Raw genomic sequence first — 21,511 nt, forward strand, 5'->3', positions numbered from 1 at the left:
GGGGTATCGGGCAACGCGGCACTGAACACCGTTGTCATGTGCCCTGACCTGCGGAAACGTTCCGCAGGTCAGGGCGCGTGCTGACCCTGGGCGAACAACGGCAGACCCTGTGCGATGTCCGCGATGCCCGGTCTGGGGGCGCGGTTTGTCGGGCGGGCCCCGAATCCACGATGATGATCGCGGCAAAGGCGGGAGCAAGTGACGTCGACCGACCGTCAAACGGGCGGTGAACACGGCGTTCCCGGTATCCGATAACCTCTGCCGACATGCCGCCCGGGTGCCCCAGGCACGGGCGCCCCACCATGTACAGGCCCGGCGTCCAGGCGCCGCCACCAGGGAGTGAGTTCGGTTGCCGACTGCCATCCTCACCGGTCAGCCGGTCCCGGGCTCGTCGATCGAGAGCGAGCTGCGGTCCCTGGGCTTCGACGTGCAGCTCGCCGCCGGCACCGCCGACACCGAGACCCTGCTCGCCCGGGTCCCCGGCGAGGAGCGGGTCGCCGTCGTCGACGCCCGTTTCGTGGGCCACCCGCACGCCCTGCGCCTCGGCCTCACCGACCCCCGCTTCCCGCTCGCCGCGGTCCCCGGCGCCGTGACCGCCCAGCCGGCCGCCCGCCGGACGCTGACCCGCGCGATGGCCCGCGAGAACTCCGCCCGCGGCGGCACCGCCGTGGACGTCGACAGCCTCGCCGACCGGATCACCGCCGCCCTGGACGCCGACGGCGCCGAGGTGCACCGCCCCGAACTCGGCAGCCTCGTCGCCGCCGTCCCCGCCGACCCGCAGGCTCGCAACGAGGCACGGCAGGCCGTCGCCGCCGTCGACGACGAGGCCGTACGTCTGAAGTCGGCGGTCAAGGCCCGCGACGGCTTCGTCACCACGCACTTCGTCAGCCCCTACTCCCGCTACATCGCCCGCTGGTGCGCGCGCCGCGGCCTGACTCCCAACCAGGTCACCACCGCCTCGCTGATCACGGCGCTCGTTGCGGCCGGCTGCGCGGCCACCGGCACCCGCGGCGGCTTCGTCGCCGCCGGTGTCCTGCTCATCGCCTCCTTCGTCCTCGACTGCACCGACGGACAGCTCGCCCGGTACTCCCTCCAGTACTCCACGCTCGGTGCCTGGCTCGACGCCACCTTCGACCGGGCCAAGGAGTACACCTACTACGCCGGCCTCGCCCTCGGAGCAGCCCGCGGCGGCGACGACGTGTGGGCCCTGGCCCTCGGCGTGATGGTGCTCCAGACCTGCCGGCACGTCGTCGACTTCTCCTTCAACGAGGCCAATCACGACGCCTCGGCCAACACCAGCCCCACCGTCGCCCTCTCCGACAGGCTCGACAGCGTCGGCTGGACGGTGTGGCTGCGCCGCATGATCGTGCTGCCCATCGGCGAACGCTGGGCCATGATCGCCTTCCTGACCGCGTTCACCACGCCCCGGATCACCTTCTACGCGCTGCTGATCGGCTGTGCGTTCGCCGCGACGTACACCACCGCGGGCCGCGTCCTGCGCTCGCTGACCCGCAGGGCCAGCCGCACCGACCGGGCGGCGAAGGCGCTGGCCGACCTCGCCGACTCCGGCCCGCTCGCCGAGGCCGGGGCCAAGGGCCTCGGCGCCGCCGCCCGCCGGCTGCCCGGTCCCGCCCCCGCCATCGCCCTCCTCGGCGGCGCCGTCGTCGTCGCCACCGCCGCGCTCACCGACTTCGGGGGCCCCTGGCCGCTCGTCGCCGCGCTCGTCTACGTGCTGACCTCCGCGCTCGCCGTCGCCCGCCCCCTCAAGGGCGCGCTCGACTGGCTGGTCCCCCCGCTCTTCCGGGCCGCCGAGTACCTCACCGTCCTGTTCCTGGCCGTGAAAGCCGACGTGAACGGGGCCCTTCCGGCAGCTTTCGGGCTGGTGGCCGCGGTCGCCTACCATCACTACGACACGGTCTACCGCATCCGTGGCGGCGCGGGCGCGCCGCCGCAGTGGCTGGTGCGGACGGTCGGGGGGCACGAGGGCCGCACGCTGGTGATCACCCTGCTGGCCGTGCTGCTCACCGCCACACAGTTCAAGGTCGCGCTCACGGTCCTCGCCGTGGCTGTGGCACTCGTGGTGCTCGTGGAGAGCATCCGCTTCTGGGTCGCCGCCCACCAGGTCGGCGCACCCGCCGTACACGACGAAGGAGAACCCGCATGATCGGCCTCGTGCTGGCGGCCGGCGCCGGACGCCGTCTGCGCCCCTACACCGACACCCTGCCCAAGGCACTGGTCCCGGTCGGACCCGAGGGAGCGGAGGAGAGCATCACGGTCCTCGACCTGACGCTGGCGAACTTCGCCGAGGTCGGCCTGACGGAGGTCGGAATCATCGTCGGCTACCGCAAGGAGGCCGTGTACGACCGCCAGGCGGAGCTGGAGCAGAAGTACGGCGTCAAGCTCACCCTCATCGACAACGACAAGGCCGAGGAGTGGAACAACGCCTACTCCCTGTGGTGCGGCCGTGACGCCCTCAAGGACGGTGTGATCCTCGCCAACGGCGACACCGTGCACCCGGTCTCCGTCGAGAAGACCCTGCTCGCCGCCCGCGGCGACGGCAAGAAGATCATCCTCGCCCTCGACACGGTGAAGAACCTCGCCGACGAGGAGATGAAGGTCGTCGTCGACCCCGACAAGGGCGTCCGGCGCATCACCAAGCTGATGGACCCGGCCGAGGCGACCGGCGAGTACATCGGCGTCACCCTCATCGAGGGCGGGGCCGCGGCGGAGCTGGCCGACGCGCTGAAGACCACCTTCGAGCGCGACCCCCAGCTGTACTACGAGGACGGCTACCAGGAGCTCGTCAACCGCGGCTTCAAGGTCGACGTGGCCCCGATCGGCGACGTCAAGTGGGTCGAGATCGACAACCACGACGACCTCGCCAAGGGCAGGGAGATCGCGTGCCAGTACTGACGAGGCTCATCCCGTCGCCGGTCGTCGTGGACATCCGCGCGGGCGCCCTCGACGACCTGGGGTCTGTGCTCGCCGACGAGCGCATCTCCCACTCGGGCAAGCTCGCCGTCGCGGTCAGCGGCGGCTCCGGCGCCCGGCTGCGCGATCGCGTCGCCCCGTCCCTGCCCGGCGCCGACTGGTTCGAGGTCGGCGGCGGCACGCTGGACGACGCGATCAAGCTGGCCGGCGCCATGAAGGGCGGCCACTACGACGCGGTCGTCGGCCTCGGCGGCGGCAAGATCATCGACTGCGCCAAGTTCGCGGCGGCGCGCGTCGGCCTCCCGCTGGTCGCCGTGCCCACCAACCTCGCGCACGACGGACTGTGCTCCCCGGTCGCCACCCTCGACAACGACGCGGGCCGCGGCTCCTACGGTGTGCCGAACCCCATCGCCGTCGTCATCGACCTGGACGTCATCCGCGCGGCACCGGCCCGCTTCGTACGCGCCGGCATCGGCGACGCCGTCTCCAACGTCTCCGCGATCGCGGACTGGGAGCTGGCCAACCGGATCAAGGGCGAGCGGATCGACGGCCTGGCCGCCGCGATGGCCCGCCAGGCCGGCGAGGCCGTGCTCCGCCATCCCGGCGGCATCGGCGACAACGACTTCCTCCAGGTGCTGGCCGAGGCACTGGTGCTCAGCGGCATCGCCATGTCGGTCTCCGGCGACTCGCGGCCGTCCTCCGGCGCCTGCCACGAGATCAACCACGCCTTCGACCTGCTCTTCCCCGAGCGCGCGGCCGCCCACGGCGAGCAGTGCGGCCTGGGCGCGGCCTTCGCGATGTACCTGCGCGGGGCCCACGAGGAGTCCGTCAACATGGCCCGGGTCCTGCGGCGGCACGGGCTGCCCGTGCTGCCCGAGGAGATCGGGTTCACGCCCGAGGAGTTCTTCCGGGCCGTCGAGTTCGCCCCCCAGACGCGGCCCGGCCGCTACACGATCCTCGAGCACCTCGCCCTCACCACCGACCAGATCAAGGACCTGTACGCCGACTATGTCAAGGCCATCGGTAGCTGAACTACGCCCGGTCGTCCATCCCGCGGGAGTCAAGGACCGGCGCAGCGGTGAGCACTGGGCGGGACGCCTCTACATGCGCGAGGTCTCGCTGCGGATCGACCGCTATCTGGTGAACACCAGGATCACGCCCAACCAGCTCACGTACCTGATGACCGTCTGCGGCGTGCTGGCGGCACCGGCACTGCTCGTGCCGGGCATCTGGGGCGCCGTGCTCGGCGTGGTCGCGGTCCAGCTGTACCTGCTCCTCGACTGCGTCGACGGCGAGATCGCGCGCTGGCGGAAGCAGTACTCGCTCGGCGGCGTCTACCTGGACCGGGTCGGTGCCTACCTGACCGACGCCGCGGTCCTGGTCGGCCTGGGCCTGCGCGCCGCCGACATATGGGGCACCGGCCGCATCGACTGGCTGTGGGCCTTCCTCGGCACCCTGGCCGCGCTCGGCGCGATCCTGATCAAGGCCGAGACCGACCTGGTGGGCGTCGCCCGGCACCAGAACGGGATGCCCCCGGTCAAGGAGGCCGCCTCCGAGATCCGTGCCTCCGGCATGGCGCTGGCCCGCCGGGCCGCCGGGGCGCTCAAGTTCCACCGGCTGATCCTCGGCATCGAGGCGTCCCTGCTGATCCTGGTCCTCGCGATCGTCGACCAGGCGCGCGGCGACCTGTTCTTCACCCGCCTCGGCACCGCGGTCCTCGCCGGAATCGCGCTGCTGCAGACCGTGCTGCACCTGGTGTCCATCCTCGCCTCCAGCAGGCTGAAGTGAGCGGGCCCACGAAGGTCGGCGCCGTCGTCATCACGATGGGCAACCGCCCCGAGGAGCTGCGCGCCCTGCTGGACTCGGTAGCGCGGCAGGACGGCGACCGGGTCGAGGTGGTCGTGGTCGGCAACGGCGCGCCCGTCCCGGAGGTGCCCGAAGGCGTGCGCACCGTCGAGCTGCCCGAGAACCTGGGCATCCCCGGCGGCCGCAACGTCGGCATCGAGGCCTTCGGCCCGGGCGGCAGCGACGTCGACATCCTGCTCTTCCTCGACGACGACGGGCTGCTGGCCCGCACCGACACCGCCGAGCTGTGCCGCGAGGCGTTCGCGGCCGACGACCGGCTGGGCATCATCAGCTTCCGCATCGCAGACCCGGACACCGGCGAGACCCAGCGCCGGCACGTCCCGCGGCTGCGCGCCTCCGACCCGATGCGCTCCTCCCGGGTCACCACCTTCCTCGGCGGCGCCAACGCGGTGCGCACCCGCGTCCTCACCCAGGTCGGCGGGCTGCCGGACGCCTTCTTCTACGCCCACGAGGAGACCGACCTGGCCTGGCGGGCCGTCGACGCGGGCTGGATGATCGACTACCGGTCCGACATGGTGCTGAACCACCCCACCACCGCGCCGTCCCGGCACGCGGTCTACCACCGCATGGTCGCCCGCAACCGCGTCTGGCTCGCCCGTCGCAACCTCCCCGCGCCACTGGTCCCGGTCTACCTCGGCGTCTGGATGGCCCTCACCCTGCTGCGCCGGCCGTCGCGACCCGCCCTGAAGGCCTGGTTCGGCGGCTTCCGCGAGGGCTGGGCCACCCCGTGCGGCCCCCGCCGGCCCATGCGGTGGCGTACGGTGTGGCGCCTGACCCGGCTGGGCCGCCCCCCGGTGATCTGACAAGCTCGTACCCGAGAGTGTTCCGGCCCCGACCGGGGCCACCAGGTCCATGCCAGGCCCGCGCGGCCGAGCATTTTCGAAGACGAAAGTTTCCACCAGTGAGTGAGACAACGCACGACGGCACGGTCGCCATGACCAAGCCCGTGTCGCCCGACGAGGGCCTCACACCGGCCCGGCTCGCCGCCAAGTACGGGCTGTCCGTGAGCGGCGCCCGACCGAGCCTCAAGGAGTACGTCCGTCAGCTCTGGGGGCGGCGGCACTTCATCCTCGCCTTCTCCCAGGCGAAGCTGACCGCCCAGTACAGCCAGGCCAAGCTCGGCCAGCTGTGGCAGGTGGCCACGCCGCTGCTGAACGCGCTCGTCTACTTCCTGATCTTCGGCCTGATCCTCGACGCGGGCCGGGGCATGGAGAAGGACGTCTACATCCCGTTCCTGGTGACCGGTGTGTTCGTCTTCACCTTCACCCAGTCCTCCGCGATGGCGGGCGTGCGCGCCATCGCCGGCAACCTCGGGCTGGTGCGGGCGCTGCACTTCCCGCGGGCCTCGCTGCCCGTCTCCTTCGCGCTCCAGCAGCTCCAGCAGCTGCTGGCCTCGATGATCGTGCTGTTCCTGGTGGTCGTCGGCTTCGGCAGCTACCCCTCGCTGTCCTGGCTGCTGGTCCTCCCGGTGCTGGTCCTGCAGTTCCTCTTCAACGTGGGTATCGCGCTGGTCGTGGCCCGGATGGGGGCCAAGACGCCGGACCTGGCCCAGCTGATGCCGTTCATCATGCGCACCTGGATGTACGCGTCGGGCGTGATGTTCTCCATCCCGATCATGCTGGAGGACAAGCCGGCCTGGATCGCCGACGTGCTCCAGTGGAACCCGAGCGCCGTCTACATGGACCTGATGCGCTTCGCGCTGATCGACGGGTACGGCTCCGAGAACCTGCCGCCGCACGTGTGGGCGGTCGCGCTCGGCTGGGCCGTGGTCCTCGCCGTGGGCGGCTTCGTGTACTTCTGGAAGGCGGAGGAGAGGTACGGCCGTGGCTGAACAGCAGCAGGACCAGCGGGTGCCGACGGTCATCGCGGACGAGGTGCACATCGTCTACCGCGTCAACGGCGCCAAGACCGGCAAGGGCAGCGCGACGGCCGCCCTGAGCCGCATGCTCAAGAAGGGCTCCGACGACGCGAAGCGGGGGGTGCGCAAGGTGCACGCCGTGCGCGGCGTCTCCTTCACCGCCTACCGGGGCGAGGCCATCGGCCTGATCGGCTCCAACGGCTCCGGCAAGTCGACCCTGCTGCGGGCCATCGCCGGGCTGCTGCCCGCCGAGCGCGGCAAGGTCTACACGGACGGGCAGCCCTCCCTGCTCGGTGTGAACGCGGCCCTGATGAACGATCTGACCGGCGAGCGGAACGTCATCCTCGGCGGCCTGGCGATGGGCATGTCCCGCGAGCAGATCAAGGAGCGCTACCAGGAGATCGTCGACTTCTCCGGCATCAACGAGAAGGGCGACTTCATCACCCTGCCGATGCGCACCTACTCCTCCGGCATGGCCGCCCGGCTGCGCTTCTCCATCGCCGCGGCCAAGGACCACGACGTCCTGATGATCGACGAGGCGCTGGCCACCGGTGACCGCAAGTTCCAGACCCGTTCCGAGGAGCGCATCCGGGAGCTGAAGAAGCAGGCCGGCACCATCTTCCTGGTCAGCCACAACAACAAGTCCATCCGTGACACCTGCAACCGGGTCCTGTGGCTGGAGCGCGGCGAGCTGCGCATGGACGGCCCGACCGACGAGGTGCTCAAGGAGTACGAGAAGTTCACGGGCAAGTAGCCCGACACGCGGGGCCCCGCCGGAACTGTTCCGGCGGGGCCCCGCGTCTGCAAAGGAAACGTCAACTCCTGGCTTTCTCAGGAATCTTGAAGCCAATCGGTGTGTTGTTGTGATGCGCTGTGCACCCCGACGAACGCCCGTGAGTTGTACAACGTAAGCTGTACCGGTCCTGAAACGCGGCACATGGGGCGATAATGCCCGACACCCTGGAGCGGGCCTGCCGCGCGGGTGGCAGGGCGGCGTGTCCGAAATAGTGTGTATTGGGTCGGCAGTGTAGAACGGGAGATGTGACGGCAATGGCGACGGTAACTCCCCAGCTCCCCGAACCGTGCGCCGTCCCCGCCCAGGGCAGCCCGCGATGACGGTCACCGACACGGCGCACGCCGTCGATCCGGAGCGCGGCACCCTCGCCAAGGCCGCCGACGAGAACTTCCCCGTCGCCCCCTTCTTCCTGCCCCGCGCCTGGCGCACCGACCTCATGGCCGTCTACGGCTTCGCCCGGCTCGTCGACGACATCGGCGACGGCGACCTCGCCCCGGGCGGAGCGGACGCCCGCCTGCTCGGCGTCCCCGAGGAGCGCGCCGACGACCGCGTGCTGATGCTGGACGCCTTCGAGGAGGACCTGCGCCGTGTCTTCGCCGGCTCCGACGGCCCGCCCCGCCACCCGCTGCTGCGCCGGCTGGCGCCCACCGTGCGGCGGCGTGCGCTGCCCCCCGAGCCCTTCCTCAGCCTGATCGCCGCCAACCGTCAGGACCAACTGGTCGCACGGTACGAGACCTACGACGACCTCCTCGCCTACTGCGAGCTGTCCGCCAACCCCGTCGGCCGTCTCGTCCTCGCCGTCACCGGCACCGCGACCCCCGAACGGATCCGCCGCTCCGACGAGATCTGCACCGCCCTGCAGATCGTCGAGCACCTCCAGGACGTCGCCGAGGACCTCGGACGGGACCGGATCTACCTGCCCGCCGAGGACATGACGCGCTTCCACGTCCAGGAGACGGACCTCGCCGCGCCCAGCGCGAACGCCTCCGTGCGCGCACTGATCGCCTACGAGGCCGCCCGCGCCCGCGACCTGCTGAATGAAGGTGCCCCCCTGGTGGGTAGCGTCCACGGCAGGCTGCGACTGCTCCTCGCGGGCTTCGTCGCGGGGGGCAGGGCGGCGCTGAACGCGATCGCCGCGGCGGATCACGATGTACTTCCCGGCCCGCCCAAGTCAGGCAAGGTCCACTTGCTGCGCGAGGCGGGCGTGGTCCTGCGAGGAGAGGGGTGATCGGGTCCGTGGAGTCGTCAGCGAACATGCCGGCACCGGTGCTCGCCGCCTACAGCTACTGCGAGGCCGTCACCGGTCAGCAGGCACGCAACTTCGCCTACGGCATCCGGCTGCTGCCCACGCCCAAGCGGCGGGCGATGTCCGCGCTGTACGCGTTCTCGCGCCGGGTCGACGACATCGGCGACGGAGTGCTGGCGGACGACGTCAAGGTCACCCGGCTGGACGAGACCCGGACCGTGCTCGCCCGGATCCAGGACGGCGCGGTCGACGAGGACGACACCGACCCGGTCGCCGTCGCCCTCGCCGACGCGGCCCGGCGGTTCCCGATCCCGCTCGGCGGCCTCGACGAGCTGATCGACGGCGTCCAGATGGACCTGCGCGGCGAGACCTACGAGACCTGGGACGACCTGAAGGTCTACTGCCGCTGCGTGGCGGGCGCCATCGGACGCCTCTCCCTCGGCGTGTTCGGCACCGAACCGGGGGCGCGCGGCGCCGAGCGCGCACCCGAGTACGCCGACACGCTCGGTCTCGCGCTGCAGCTCACCAACATCCTGCGCGACGTCCGGGAGGACGCCGAGGGCGGGCGCACCTACCTGCCCGCCGACGACCTGGCCAAGTTCGGCTGCTCCGCCGGGTTCAACGGGCCGACGCCACCCGAGGGCTCCGACTTCGCGGGCCTCGTGCACTTCGAAGTGCGTCGGGCCCGCGCCCTTTTCGCCGAGGGCTACCGGCTGCTGCCCATGCTCGACCGGCGCAGCGGCGCCTGCGTGGCCGCCATGGCCGGCATCTACCGCCGCCTCCTGGACCGCATCGAGCGCGACCCCGAGGCCGTACTGCGCGGCCGGGTCTCGCTGCCGGGACGCGAGAAGGCGTACGTCGCCGTGCGCGGCCTGTCCGGCCTCGACGCCCGGCACGTCACCCGGCGGACCGTCAGGAGGCGCGCCTGATGGACACACCGGGCACACTCGACACCCGGGACCCGCACAAAACCGGCGGCGGGCAGCGGCGGGCAACCCTGCGGTGGCGGTCGGCGTCCCTGACTGAGACGGTCAGCCGTACGCCGTTCAAACACCGCGGCGGCCGGACAGGGAAGGGCGCACCATGACGCAGGGCAAGGGCACGCGCGAGGGCGGGGTGCTCGCGGACGTCTCGGCCCTCGGCCCCGGCGGGCATGCCGTCGTGGTCGGCGGCGGACTCGCGGGGGTCACCACCGCGCTGGCGCTGGCGGACGCCGGCGTGCGCGTCACCCTGCTCGAAGGACGCCCCCGGCTGGGCGGGCTCGCCTTCTCCTTCCAGCGCGGCGACCTCACCGTCGACAACGGCCAGCACGTGTACCTGCGCTGCTGCACCGCCTACCGGTGGTTCCTCGACCGGATCGGCGGAGCGGCGCTCGCACCCGTGCAGGAACGTCTCGACGTGCCCGTCGTCGACCTGGCCAGGTCCGAGGGCAACCGGCTCGGCAGACTGCGGCGCGACGCGCTGCCCGTCCCCCTGCACCTGGGGCGCAGCCTGGCGACCTACCCGCACCTCTCCCTCGCCGAACGCGCCTCGGTGGGGCGCGCCGCGCTCGCGCTGAAGGGGCTCGACCTCGCCGATCCGAGCCTGGACACCCAGGACTTCGGCAGCTGGCTGACCGCGCACGGTCAGTCGGCGCGTGCCGTCGAGGCCCTGTGGGACCTGGTCGGGGTCGCCACCCTCAACGCGGTCGCGGGCGACTCCTCGCTGGGGCTCGCCGCGATGGTGTTCAAGACCGGTCTGCTGTCCGACCCGGGAGCGGCCGACATCGGGTGGGCCCGTGTCCCGCTGGGCGAACTGCACGACCGGCTGGCCCGCAAGGCGCTCGACTCCGTGGGCGTCCGTACCGAGGTCCGTACACGCGTCACCTCCGTCTCCGTAAACGAGAACGGCGGCTGGAGCGTTCAGGTTCCCGGCGAGACGCTCGAAGCGGACGCCGTCGTCCTCGCCGTACCCCAGCGCGAGGCCCACGACCTGCTGCCGGACGGTGCGCTGGACGCCCCGGAAAATCTTCTGCGGATCGGCACCGCGCCGATCCTCAACGTCCACGTGATCTACGACCGCAAGGTGCTCGCCACGCCGTTCCTCACGGCTCTCGGCACCCCGGTCCAGTGGGTGTTCGACCGCACCGAGGCCTCCGGGCTGAAGGAGGGTCAGTACCTGGCGCTGTCCCAGTCGACCGCGCAGAACGACATCGACGAGCCCGTGGCCGTGCTGCGCGAGCGGTACCTGCCCGAACTGGAGCGGCTGCTGCCGCGCACCCGGGGTGCCGAGGTGAAGGACTTCTTCGTGACCAGGGAGCGCACCGCCACGTTCGCCCCCGCCCCCGGCGTCGGCCGTCTGCGGCCCGGCGCCCGCACCAAGGCACCCGGCCTCTACCTGGCCGGAGCGTGGACCGCCACCGGGTGGCCCGCGACCATGGAGAGTGCGGTTCGCAGCGGTGTCGGGGCGGCGGCCGCCGCGCTCGGCGCCCTGGGCCGGTCCCGCGGCCTCCTTCCCGATTTCTTCGAGGAGGCGGCGTGAAAGCCGATCCGCGCGGGACCGGCTCCCGCACTCCCGGCACCGCAACTGGAGGAAAGACTGTGCCCACTGTGCCCCCGGCCCCGAAGGCCGATCGACGGACCACGGTGGACGTGACCGCGCTTCTGGAGCGCGGCCGGACCCTGGCCACGCCGGTTCTGCGGGCGGCGGTCGACCGACTGGCCCCTCCCATGGACACCGTCGCCGCCTACCACTTCGGCTGGATCGACGCCCAGGGCAACCCCGCGGACGGCGACGGCGGCAAGGCCGTGCGCCCCGCGCTCGCCGTGCTCTCCGCCGAGGTCACCGGCGCCGCGCCCGAGGCCGGCGTGCCCGGCGCGGTGGCCGTGGAACTGGTGCACAACTTCTCCCTCCTGCACGACGACCTGATGGACGGCGACGAGCAGCGCCGCCACCGCGACACCGTCTGGAAGGTGCACGGCCCCGCCCAGGCCATCCTGGTCGGCGACGCCCTGTTCGCGCTGGCCAACGAGGTGCTGCTGGAGCTGGGCACCGTCGAGGCCGGGCGGGCCACCCGCCGCCTGACCAAGGCCAGCCGCTCCCTGATCGACGGTCAGGCACAGGACATCTCCTACGAGCACCGCGACCGCGTCAGCGTCGAGGAGTGCCTGGAGATGGAGGGCAACAAGACCGGCGCCCTGCTCGCCTGCGCCAGCTCCATCGGAGCGGTGCTCGGCGGCGCCGACGAACACACCGCCGACACGCTCGAGAAGTACGGCTACCACCTCGGTCTCGCCTTCCAGGCCGTCGACGACCTGCTCGGCATCTGGGGCGACCCGGACGCCACCGGCAAGCAGACCTGGAGCGACCTGCGCCAGCGCAAGAAGTCGCTGCCGGTCGTAGCCGCCCTCGCGGCCGGCGGGCCCGCCTCCGAGCGGCTCGGCGAGATCCTCACGGCCGACGCCAAGGCCAGCGACTTCGCGAACTTCTCCGAGGAGGAGTTCGCGGCCCGCGCCGCCCTCATCGAGGAAGCGGGCGGGCGGGAGTGGACCGCCGACGAGGCGCGTCGCCAGCACACCATCGCCATCGAAGCCCTCGACGCCGTCGACATGCCCGACCGGGTGCGGGACCGGTTCACGGCACTCGCGGACTTCGTCGTCGTACGAAAGAGATGATCATTATCGGTCGAATAGCCCTCGCGTAGTCGCCGGCCGGTGTCGTGGAGACACGAGCACCGGCCGACGGCGGACCCAGCAGACGCACCACATGCACACTGCACGAAGGGGAAGCCATGACAGCGACGACCGACGGAAGCACCGGAGCCTCCCTGCGGCCCCTGGCAGCCTCGGCCAGCGACACCGACATCACGATCCCCGCCGCGGCGGCCGGGGTACCCGAAGCCGCCGCCCGCGCCACCCGGCGTGCCACCGACTTCCTGCTCGCCAAGCAGGACGCCGAGGGCTGGTGGAAGGGCGACCTCGAGACGAACGTCACGATGGACGCCGAAGACCTGCTCCTGCGTCAGTTCCTGGGCATCCAGGACGAGGAGACCACCCGCGCCGCCGCGCTGTTCATCCGCGGCGAGCAGCGCGAGGACGGCACCTGGGCCACCTTCTACGGGGGCCCCGGCGAACTGTCCACGACCATCGAGGCCTACGTCGCCCTCCGCCTGGCCGGTGACGCGCCCGACGCGCCCCACATGGCGCGGGCCGCCGAGTGGATCAGGTCCCGCGGCGGCATCGCCTCCGCCCGCGTCTTCACCCGGATCTGGCTGGCCCTGTTCGGCTGGTGGAAGTGGGACGACCTGCCCGAACTCCCGCCGGAACTCATCTACTTCCCCACCTGGGTCCCGCTCAACATCTACGACTTCGGCTGCTGGGCCCGGCAGACCATCGTGCCGCTCACCATCGTCTCCGCGAAGCGGCCGGTGCGTCCCGCGCCCTTCTCCCTGGACGAACTGCACACCGACCCGGCCCGCCCCAACCCGCCGCGCCCCCTGGCACCCGCGGCCAGCTGGGACGGCGCCTTCCAGCGCATCGACAAGGCCCTGCACGCCTACCGCAAGGTCGCCCCGCGCCGGCTGCGCCGGGCCGCGATGAACAGCGCCGCCCGCTGGATCATCGAGCGGCAGGAGAACGACGGATGCTGGGGCGGCATCCAGCCCCCGGCCGTCTACTCGGTCATCGCCCTCTACCTGCTCGGCTACGACCTCGAACACCCCGTGATGCGCGCGGGACTCGAGTCGCTGGACCGTTTCGCCGTGTGGCGCGAGGACGGGGCCCGGATGATCGAGGCCTGTCAGTCCCCGGTGTGGGACACCTGCCTGGCCACCATCGCGCTGGCCGACGCGGGCGTGCCCGAGGACCACCCGCAGCTGGTGAAGGCCTCGGACTGGATGCTCGGCGAACAGATCGTGCGCCCCGGCGACTGGTCGGTGAAGCGCCCCGGACTCCCGCCCGGCGGCTGGGCGTTCGAGTTCCACAACGACAACTACCCCGACATCGACGACACCGCCGAGGTGGTCCTCGCGCTGCGCCGGGTCAGGCACCACGACCCGGAGCGGGTGGAGAAGGCGATCGGGCGCGGGGTGCGCTGGAACCTCGGCATGCAGTCCAAGAACGGCGCCTGGGGCGCCTTCGACGTCGACAACACCAGCGCCTTCCCCAACCGGCTGCCGTTCTGCGACTTCGGCGAGGTCATCGACCCGCCGTCCGCCGACGTCACCGCACACGTCGTCGAGATGCTCGCCGTCGAGGGCCTCGCCCACGACCCGCGCACCCGCCGCGGCATCCAGTGGCTCCTGGACGCGCAGGAGGCGGACGGCTCGTGGTTCGGCCGCTGGGGCGTCAACTACGTCTACGGCACCGGTTCCGTGATCCCCGCGCTGACCGCGGCCGGACTGCCCACCTCGCACCCGGCCATCCGCCGGGCGGTGCGCTGGCTGGAGTCCGTCCAGAACGAGGACGGCGGCTGGGGCGAGGACCTGCGCTCCTACCGCTACGTCCGGGAGTGGAGCGGCCGGGGCGCCTCGACCGCCTCGCAGACCGGCTGGGCGCTGATGGCCCTGCTGGCGGCGGGGGAGCGGGACTCCAAGGCCGTGGAGCGCGGCGTCGAATGGCTCGCGGCCACCCAGCGTGAGGACGGCTCCTGGGACGAGCCGTACTTCACGGGCACCGGCTTCCCGTGGGACTTCTCCATCAACTACAACCTCTACCGCCAGGTCTTCCCGCTCACCGCGCTCGGCCGGTACGTCCACGGCGAGCCCTTCGCCAAGAAACCCCGGGCGGCCGGGGCCCCCGCCGAAGCCACCCCGGCCGAGGTGAAGGGCAGCTGATGACCCCGCAGACCGGCCCGTCCCCGCTGCTGATCGCCTGCGCGCTCGGCATCGAGCACCTCGCCCTGCGCACCGGCGACCGCGCCGGCGCCGGCGGGCCGGTCACCGTGGTGCGCACCGGCATGGGCCCCAAGGCGGCCGAACGCTCGGTCACCCGGGTCCTCGCCGACCCGGCGCTCGACGGCGCCGCCGTGCTCGCCACGGGCTTCTGCGCGGGACTCTCGCCCGGCATGCACCCCGGTGACCTGGTCGTCGCCGAGGAGACCCGGGACCCGCGCTCCACCGTCCCCTGCGTCGCGACCGACCGGCTCGTCAAGGAACTCGCGCGAGCCGTCCCCGGGCGCACCGTCCACACCGGGCCGCTGACCGGCTCGGACCACGTCGTCCGCGGCCCCGAGCGCGCCGACCTGCTCGCGACCGGCGCGATCGCCGTGGACATGGAGTCCGCGGCCACGCTCCTGAGCGCCGTCCGCACGGGCCCGCGCCCGGTTGCGGCCGTCCGAGTGGTCGTGGACGCTCCAGAACACGAACTCGTCCGGATCGGCACCGTACGCGGTGGAATATCGGCTTTCCGTGTTCTCCGATCCGTTCTTCCCGCATTTTTCGAATGGCACCGTTCTTTGTTGCTTCCCCGGAGGTGAGCCAGATGGCCATGCCGCTGCGCCAGTCCATCAAGGTCGCTACATACCTGGCCGAACAGAAGATTCGCCGACGGGACAAGTTCCCGCTCATCGTGGAGCTGGAACCGCTCTTCGCCTGCAACCTGGCGTGCGAGGGGTGCGGCAAGATCCAGCACCCCGCCGGTGTGCTCAAGCAGCGCATGCCGGTCGCGCAGGCCGTCGGGGCAGTGCTGGAATCGGGCGCGCCGATGGTCTCCATCGCCGGCGGCGAACCCCTGATGCACCCGCAGATCGACGAGATCGTGCGGCAGTTGGTGGCCAAGCGGAAGTACGTCTTCCTCTGCACCAACGCCATGCTCATGCGCAAGAAGATGGACAAGTTCAAGCCCTCGCCGTACTTCGCCTTCGCGGTGCACATCGACGGACTGCGCGAGCGCCACGACGAGTCCGTGGCGAAGGAGGGCGTGTTCGACGAGGCCGTGGAGGCCATCAAGGAGGCCAAGCGGCGCGGCTTCCGGGTGACCACCAACTCGACCTTCTTCAACACCGACACCCCGCAGACCATCGTCGAGGTGCTCAACTTCCTCAACGACGACCTCAAGGTCGACGAGATGATGATCTCGCCCGCCTACGCCTACGAGAAGGCACCCGACCAGGAGCACTTCCTGGGCGTGGAGCAGACCCGCGAGCTGTTCAAGAAGGCCTTCTCGGGCGGCAACCGGGCCCGCTGGCGGCTCAACCACTCCCCGCTGTTCCTCGACTTCCTCGAGGGCAAGGTCGACTTCCCGTGCACGGCCTGGGCGATCCCGAACTACTCCCTCTTCGGCTGGCAGCGCCCCTGCTACCTGATGAGCGACGGCTACGTCCCGACGTACCGGGAGCTGATCGAGAAGACCGACTGGGACAAGTACGGCCGCGGCAAGGACCCGCGCTGCGACAACTGCATGGCGCACTGCGGCTACGAGCCCACCGCCGTCCTGGCCACCATGGGCTCGCTCAAGGAGTCCCTGCGCGCCATGCGGGAGACGGTCTCCGGAAACCGGGAGTGACGTCATGACCGCCATCCCCTTGGGGCTCCCCGAGGTACCGGTCCGGCCGATCGCCGAGCGGCGCGTGTCGCGGCGGATCCAGGTCGGGCCGGTGGCGGTCGGGGGCGGGGCCCCGGTGTCGGTGCAGTCGATGACGACGACCCGCACCTCCGACATCGGGGCGACGCTCCAGCAGATCGCCGAGCTGACGGCGTCGGGCTGCCAGATCGTCCGGGTGGCCTGCCCCACCCAGGACGACGCCGACGCGCTGCCCGTCATCGCGAGGAAGTCGCAGATCCCGGTGATCGCGGACATCCACTTCCAGCCCAAGTACGTCTTCGCCGCGATCGAGGCCGGCTGCGCGGCGGTCCGCGTGAACCCGGGCAACATCAAGAAGTTCGACGACCAGATCAGGGAGATCGCGAAGGCGGCCCGCGACCACGGCACCCCGATCCGCATCGGGGTCAACGCGGGTTCCCTGGACCCCCGCCTGCTCCAGAAGTACGGCAGGGCGACCCCGGAGGCGCTGGCCGAGTCCGCCCTCTGGGAGGCGTCGCTGTTCGAGGAGCACGACTTCCGGGACATCAAGATCTCGGTGAAGCACAACGACCCGGTCGTGATGGTCGAGGCGTACCGCCAGCTCGCCGCCCAGTGCGACTACCCGCTGCACCTGGGGGTGACGGAGGCGGGACCTGCCTTCCAGGGCACCATCAAGTCGGCGGTCGCCTTCGGCGCGCTCCTCTCCCAGGGCATCGGCGACACCATCCGGGTGTCGCTGAGCGCCCCGCCGGTCGAGGAGGTCAAGGTCGGCATCCAGATCCTGGAGTCGCTGAACCTGCGCCAGCGCGGCCTGGAGATCGTCTCCTGCCCGTCCTGCGGCCGCGCCCAGGTCGACGTCTACAAGCTGGCCGAGGAGGTCACCGCCGGTCTGGAGGGCATGGAGGTGCCGCTGCGCGTCGCCGTCATGGGCTGCGTCGTCAACGGCCCCGGCGAGGCCCGCGAGGCCGACCTGGGCGTCGCCTCCGGCAACGGCAAGGGGCAGATCTTCGTCAAGGGCGAGGTCGTCAAGACCGTGCCCGAGTCGAAGATCGTGGAGACCCTCATCGAGGAGGCGATGAGGATCGCGGAGCAGATGGAGAAGGACGGCGCCTCGGGGGCGCCGGCCGTCACCGTGAGCTGAAACGCGGACCGAAGGGGGCCCGAGCGTGACGATTCTGGAGAACATCCGGGGACCACGCGACCTGAAGTCGCTGTCCGAGGCGGAACTCGGTGAACTGTCCGACGAGATACGTGACTTCCTGGTGCACGCGGTCGCCCGCACCGGCGGTCACCTCGGACCCAATCTCGGCGTGGTGGAACTCACCGTCGCCCTGCACCGGGTCTTCGAGTCGCCGGACGACCGCATCCTGTGGGACACCGGCCACCAGAGCTACGTGCACAAACTCCTGACCGGGCGTCAGGACTTCTCCAAGCTGCGGAGCAAGGGCGGCCTGTCCGGCTATCCCTCGCGCGAGGAGTCCGAGCACGACGTCATCGAGAACAGCCACGCCTCCACCGTCCTCGGCTGGGCCGACGGCCTCGCCAAGGCCCGGCAGGTGCAGGGGGAGCGCAGCCACGTCGTCGCCGTCATCGGCGACGGCGCGCTCACCGGCGGCATGGCCTGGGAGGCGCTGAACAACATCGCGGCGGCCAGGGACCGGCCGCTGATCATCGTCGTCAACGACAACGAACGCTCGTACGCCCCGACCATCGGCGGCCTCGCCAACCACCTCGCGACGCTGCGCACCACCGACAGCTACGAGCGGGCCCTGGCCTGGGGCAAGGACGTGCTCCAGCGCACGCCCGTGGTCGGCAACACCGTCTACGAGGCCCTGCACGGCGCCAAGAAGGGCTTCAAGGACGCCTTCGCCCCGCAGGGGCTCTTCGAGGACCTGGGACTGAAGTACCTCGGCCCGATCGACGGGCACGACATCGGCGCCGTCGAGTCGGCGCTGCGCCGTGCCAAACGCTTCCACGGTCCGGTGCTGGTGCACTGCCTCACCGAGAAGGGCCGCGGCTACGAACCCGCCCTGCGCGACGAGGAGGACCACTTCCACACCGTCGGCGTGATGGACCCGCTCACCTGCGAGCCGCTCAGCCCGGCGGGCGGCCCGTCCTGGACCTCCGTGTTCGGCGAGGAGATCGTCCGGATCGGCGAGGAGCGCGCGGACGTGGTGGCGATCACCGCGGCGATGCTGCACCCGGTGGGCCTCGCCCCCTTCGCCGAACGCTTCCCCGACCGGGTCTGGGACGTCGGCATCGCCGAGCAGCACGCCGCCGTGTCCGCCGCCGGCCTCGCCACCGGCGGGCTGCACCCGGTCGTCGCCGTCTACGCCACCTTCCTCAACCGCGCCTTCGACCAGCTTCTGATGGACGTGGCACTGCACCGCTGCGGCGTCACCTTCGTCCTGGACCGGGCCGGCGTCACCGGCGTCGACGGGGCCTCGCACAACGGCATGTGGGACATGTCCGTCCTCCAGGTCGTCCCCGGGCTGCGCATCGCCGCGCCGCGCGACGCCGACCAGCTGCGCGCCCAGCTGCGCGAGGCGGTCGCCGTGGACGACGCGCCGACGCTGCTGCGCTTCCCGAAGGAGTCCGTCGGACCCGCCGTACCCGCCGTCGACCGGATCGGCGGCCTGGACGTCCTGCACGCCGCGGACCGGCCCGAGGTGCTGCTCGTGGCGGTGGGCGTGATGGCGCCGGTCTGTCTCGGGGCCGCCGAACTCCTCGAGGCCCGAGGCATCGGCTGCACCGTCGTCGACCCGCGCTGGGTCAAGCCCGTCGACCCGGCGCTCGCACCGCTGGCGGCGGGGCACCGGCTGGTGGCCGTGGTCGAGGACAACAGCCGGGCCGCCGGGGTAGGTTCCGCGGTGGCGCTGGCGCTGGGCGACGCCGAGATCGACGTCCCCGTGCGCCGCTTCGGCATCCCCGAGCAGTTCCTCGCGCACGCCAAGCGCGCCGAGGTGCTCGCGGACATCGGCCTCACCCCGGTCGACGTCGCCGGCCGGATCGCCGCGAGCCTGGCCCTCGCCCAGCCGGCCGGGGACCGGGCGGGGGAACCGGCAGTGGAACAGCCCGGCGACGGACGGATCGTCATGCCAGCGCAAGGAGAGAACTGAATGACCAAGGAGTTCGACCTCGCCGCGCTCTTGGCCGAGCGCGGGGCCGAGCGGTACGAGCTGCACGCCAGGCACCTCAACCACCAGCTGCCGCGCATGCTGCACACCATCGGCTTCGACAAGGTCTACGAGCGGGCCGAGGGCGCGCACTTCTGGGACGCGGACGGCAACGGCTACCTGGACATGCTCGCCGGGTTCGCGGTGATGGGCCTGGGCCGTCACCACCCGGTCGTCCGCAAGGCGCTGCACGACGTGCTCGACGCCTCGCTCGCCGACCTGACCCGCTTCGACTGCCCGCCGCTGCCGGGGCTGCTGGCCGAGAAGCTGCTCTCCTACAGCCCGCACCTGGACCGCGTCTTCTTCGGCAACAGCGGCACCGAGGCCGTGGAGACCGCGCTGAAGTTCGCCCGGTACGCGACCGGCCGGCAGCGGATCCTGTACTGCACGCACGCCTTCCACGGACTGACCACCGGCTCGCTGTCCGTCAACGGCGAGGACGGCTTCCGCAAGGGCTTCGCGCCGCTGCTGCCCGACACCGCCGTCCCGCTCGGCGACCTGGACGCCCTGGCGCGGGAGCTGAGGAAGGGCGACGTGGCGGCCCTGATCGTGGAGCCGGTCCAGGGCAAGGGCGTGCACGAGGCCCCGCCCGGATACCTGCTCGCCGCGCAGGAGCTGCTGCACCGGCACAAGGCGCTGCTGATCGCCGACGAGGTGCAGACGGGCCTCGGCCGTACCGGCAAGTTCTACGCGTACCAGCACTCGGACGGCGTGGAACCCGACCTGGTCTGCGTGGCCAAGGCGCTGTCCGGCGGATACGTGCCGGTGGGGGCCACCCTGGGCAAGGACTGGATTTTCCAGAAGGTGTACTCCTCGATGGACCGCGTGCAGGTCCACTCGGCGAGCTTCGGATCCAACGCACAGGCCATGGCGGCCGGGCTCGCGGTGCTGTCGGTGATGGAGAACGAGGAGATCGTCGCGAACGCCGCCGCGGTGGGGGAGCGGCTGAAGTCCCGGCTGGCGGAGCTGGTGGACCGCTACGAGCTGCTCGCCGACGTCCGGGGCCGCGGACTGATGATCGGCATCGAGTTCGGCCGGCCGAGGTCCCTGAAGCTGCGCAGCCGCTGGACGATGCTGCAGGCGGCGCGGAAGGGACTGTTCGCGCAGATGGTGGTCGTGCCGCTGCTGCAACGGCACCGGATCCTGACCCAGGTGTCCGGCGACCACTTGGAGGTGATCAAGCTGATCCCGCCGCTGATCATCGACACCGGCGACGCCGACCGGTTCGTCGACGCCTTCACGGAGGTGATGGAGGACGCGCACAATGGCGGTGGCCTGATGTGGGACTTCGGGAAGACCCTGGTCAAGCAGGCGGTGGCCAACCGCTGAGGGTGCCCTCGGGCGTTTTTGCCTCTGAGGCAAGGAATTTGCCTGGCAGGCAAGATTCGGGCTGAATGGAGGCATGAGCTCCTCCGAGACCGGCCCCGCCGAGGGGGCGGTCGCCGCCGTCGCGCCCCAGCTGCGTGAGCTGCGGCGGCGGGCCGCCCTCACCCTGGAGACCGCGGCCCGCGCCGCAGGACTCTCGCCCGCCCACCTCTCCCGCCTGGAGACCGGGCAGCGCCAGCCCTCGCTGCCGATGCTGCTCTCCCTCGCCCGGGTCTACGGTACGACCGTCGCCGAACTGCTGGGCGAGACGGCCGCCGACCGGGACGCCGTCGTCCGCGCCGCCGACATGGAACCCACCGCCGCGGGCGGCTGGACGTACTGGCGGGCCGGAGCGCCGGGCCGCGGCATGCAGGCCCTGCGCGTCCAGGTTCCGTACGGCTCCCAGGGCGACGTCGTGCGGGTGCACCCCGGCGAGGAGTGGCTCCACGTCCTCCGGGGCCGGTTGCGACTGCGCCTCGGGGACACCGAGCACCGGCTCACCGCGGGGGACAGCGCCCACTTCGACTCGATGACCCCGCACCGGATCGCCGCGCAGGACCCCGACGGGGTCGAGCTGCTGTTCGTCCACACCCTGCTGCAGAGCCCGACGGCCGCCCTGTGCCTCGGCCCGACCCCTGGAGAGACGCCATGAGCACCATGCAGGAGAAGTTCCCGCGCGCCCTGTGGGTGCGACTGGTCGTCTACATCGCCCTGGGGCACGTCTTCGGCGGCTTCCTCTACCTGCTGTTCGAGGTGGGAGCCAAGTAGCGCCGG

The 21,511-nt window shown here is 71.5% G+C and carries 20 protein-coding genes; all 20 read left to right on the top strand.

Annotated features, from left to right (window positions below; all coding sequences use genetic code 11):
* Positions 1-349 precede the first annotated feature (349 nt).
* Positions 350-2,164 (top strand): DUF5941 domain-containing protein, encoded by a 1,815-nt coding sequence (locus C4J65_RS30800; protein WP_115745366.1) that lies wholly within the window; start codon positions 350-352, stop codon positions 2,162-2,164.
* The gene (locus C4J65_RS30805) at positions 2,161-2,913 is read left to right on the top strand and encodes a phosphocholine cytidylyltransferase family protein (RefSeq protein WP_115745367.1); all 753 of its coding nucleotides are present in this window, start codon (positions 2,161-2,163) and stop codon (positions 2,911-2,913) included. Before C4J65_RS30800 ends, C4J65_RS30805 begins: the two co-directional genes overlap by 4 nt.
* The gene (locus tag C4J65_RS30810) at positions 2,901-3,962 is read left to right on the top strand and encodes an iron-containing alcohol dehydrogenase family protein (protein ID WP_115745368.1); all 1,062 of its coding nucleotides are present in this window, start codon (positions 2,901-2,903) and stop codon (positions 3,960-3,962) included. The genes C4J65_RS30805 and C4J65_RS30810 overlap by 13 nt, the downstream gene beginning before the upstream one ends.
* A complete protein-coding gene (locus C4J65_RS30815; protein WP_162833427.1) occupies positions 3,940-4,719 on the top strand; it encodes a CDP-alcohol phosphatidyltransferase family protein in 780 nt (259 codons plus the stop codon). Before C4J65_RS30810 ends, C4J65_RS30815 begins: the two co-directional genes overlap by 23 nt.
* 35 nt (positions 4,720-4,754) lie before the next feature.
* Positions 4,755-5,600 carry a glycosyltransferase gene (locus C4J65_RS30820; RefSeq protein WP_115746712.1) on the top strand — a complete coding sequence of 282 codons (846 nt, stop codon included), beginning with the start codon at positions 4,755-4,757 and terminating at the stop codon, positions 5,598-5,600.
* A 98-nt stretch (positions 5,601-5,698) separates the two neighbouring features.
* Positions 5,699-6,628, top strand: coding sequence for an ABC transporter permease (locus C4J65_RS30825; RefSeq protein ID WP_115745370.1), 930 nt, complete (start codon positions 5,699-5,701; stop codon positions 6,626-6,628).
* Positions 6,621-7,409 carry an ABC transporter ATP-binding protein gene (locus C4J65_RS30830; RefSeq protein WP_162833428.1) on the top strand — a complete coding sequence of 263 codons (789 nt, stop codon included), beginning with the start codon at positions 6,621-6,623 and terminating at the stop codon, positions 7,407-7,409. Before C4J65_RS30825 ends, C4J65_RS30830 begins: the two co-directional genes overlap by 8 nt.
* 358 nt (positions 7,410-7,767) lie before the next feature.
* On the top strand, positions 7,768-8,679 hold the full coding sequence (gene hpnC / locus C4J65_RS30835) for a squalene synthase HpnC (protein ID WP_115745371.1): 912 nt from the start codon (positions 7,768-7,770) through the stop codon (positions 8,677-8,679).
* 26 nt (positions 8,680-8,705) lie between these two features.
* Positions 8,706-9,626, top strand: coding sequence for a presqualene diphosphate synthase HpnD (gene hpnD / locus C4J65_RS30840; RefSeq protein ID WP_162833429.1), 921 nt, complete (start codon positions 8,706-8,708; stop codon positions 9,624-9,626).
* Positions 9,626-9,784, top strand: coding sequence for a DUF6380 family protein (locus C4J65_RS36895; protein WP_115745372.1), 159 nt, complete (start codon positions 9,626-9,628; stop codon positions 9,782-9,784). Before hpnD ends, C4J65_RS36895 begins: the two co-directional genes overlap by 1 nt.
* The gene (gene hpnE, locus C4J65_RS30850; RefSeq protein ID WP_115745373.1) at positions 9,781-11,217 is read left to right on the top strand and encodes a hydroxysqualene dehydroxylase HpnE; all 1,437 of its coding nucleotides are present in this window, start codon (positions 9,781-9,783) and stop codon (positions 11,215-11,217) included. Before C4J65_RS36895 ends, hpnE begins: the two co-directional genes overlap by 4 nt.
* 68 nt (positions 11,218-11,285) lie before the next feature.
* Complete coding sequence (locus C4J65_RS30855) at positions 11,286-12,350, top strand: polyprenyl synthetase family protein (protein WP_162833648.1); 1,065 nt, start codon at positions 11,286-11,288, stop codon at positions 12,348-12,350.
* Positions 12,351-12,466: 116 nt separating this feature from the next.
* Positions 12,467-14,509, top strand: coding sequence for a squalene--hopene cyclase (gene shc / locus C4J65_RS30860; protein WP_115745375.1), 2,043 nt, complete (start codon positions 12,467-12,469; stop codon positions 14,507-14,509).
* Complete coding sequence (locus tag C4J65_RS30865; RefSeq protein ID WP_115745376.1) at positions 14,509-15,150, top strand: 1-hydroxy-2-methyl-2-butenyl 4-diphosphate reductase; 642 nt, start codon at positions 14,509-14,511, stop codon at positions 15,148-15,150. Before shc ends, C4J65_RS30865 begins: the two co-directional genes overlap by 1 nt.
* A gap of 5 nt (positions 15,151-15,155) precedes the next feature.
* On the top strand, positions 15,156-16,178 hold the full coding sequence (gene hpnH / locus C4J65_RS30870; RefSeq protein ID WP_003972231.1) for an adenosyl-hopene transferase HpnH: 1,023 nt from the start codon (positions 15,156-15,158) through the stop codon (positions 16,176-16,178).
* A gap of 4 nt (positions 16,179-16,182) precedes the next feature.
* On the top strand, positions 16,183-17,337 hold the full coding sequence (ispG, locus tag C4J65_RS30875) for a flavodoxin-dependent (E)-4-hydroxy-3-methylbut-2-enyl-diphosphate synthase (RefSeq protein ID WP_115745377.1): 1,155 nt from the start codon (positions 16,183-16,185) through the stop codon (positions 17,335-17,337).
* Between the two features lie 25 nt (positions 17,338-17,362).
* Entirely contained in the window at positions 17,363-19,315 is a 1,953-nt protein-coding gene (gene dxs, locus C4J65_RS30880; protein ID WP_115745378.1) for a 1-deoxy-D-xylulose-5-phosphate synthase, read from the top strand.
* A complete protein-coding gene (locus tag C4J65_RS30885) occupies positions 19,316-20,701 on the top strand; it encodes an aspartate aminotransferase family protein (protein WP_115745379.1) in 1,386 nt (461 codons plus the stop codon).
* A gap of 73 nt (positions 20,702-20,774) precedes the next feature.
* Positions 20,775-21,389, top strand: a complete 615-nt coding sequence (locus tag C4J65_RS30890) for an XRE family transcriptional regulator (RefSeq protein WP_115745380.1) — start codon at positions 20,775-20,777, stop codon at positions 21,387-21,389.
* Positions 21,386-21,505: a DUF6126 family protein gene (locus tag C4J65_RS30895; RefSeq protein WP_115745381.1), complete on the top strand. Its 120-nt coding sequence runs from the start codon at positions 21,386-21,388 to the stop codon at positions 21,503-21,505. The genes C4J65_RS30890 and C4J65_RS30895 overlap by 4 nt, the downstream gene beginning before the upstream one ends.
* Positions 21,506-21,511 lie beyond the last annotated feature (6 nt).

This window comes from Streptomyces sp. CB09001, from assembly GCF_003369795.1.
In the GTDB taxonomy this organism is placed as follows: Bacteria; Actinomycetota; Actinomycetes; order Streptomycetales; family Streptomycetaceae; genus Streptomyces.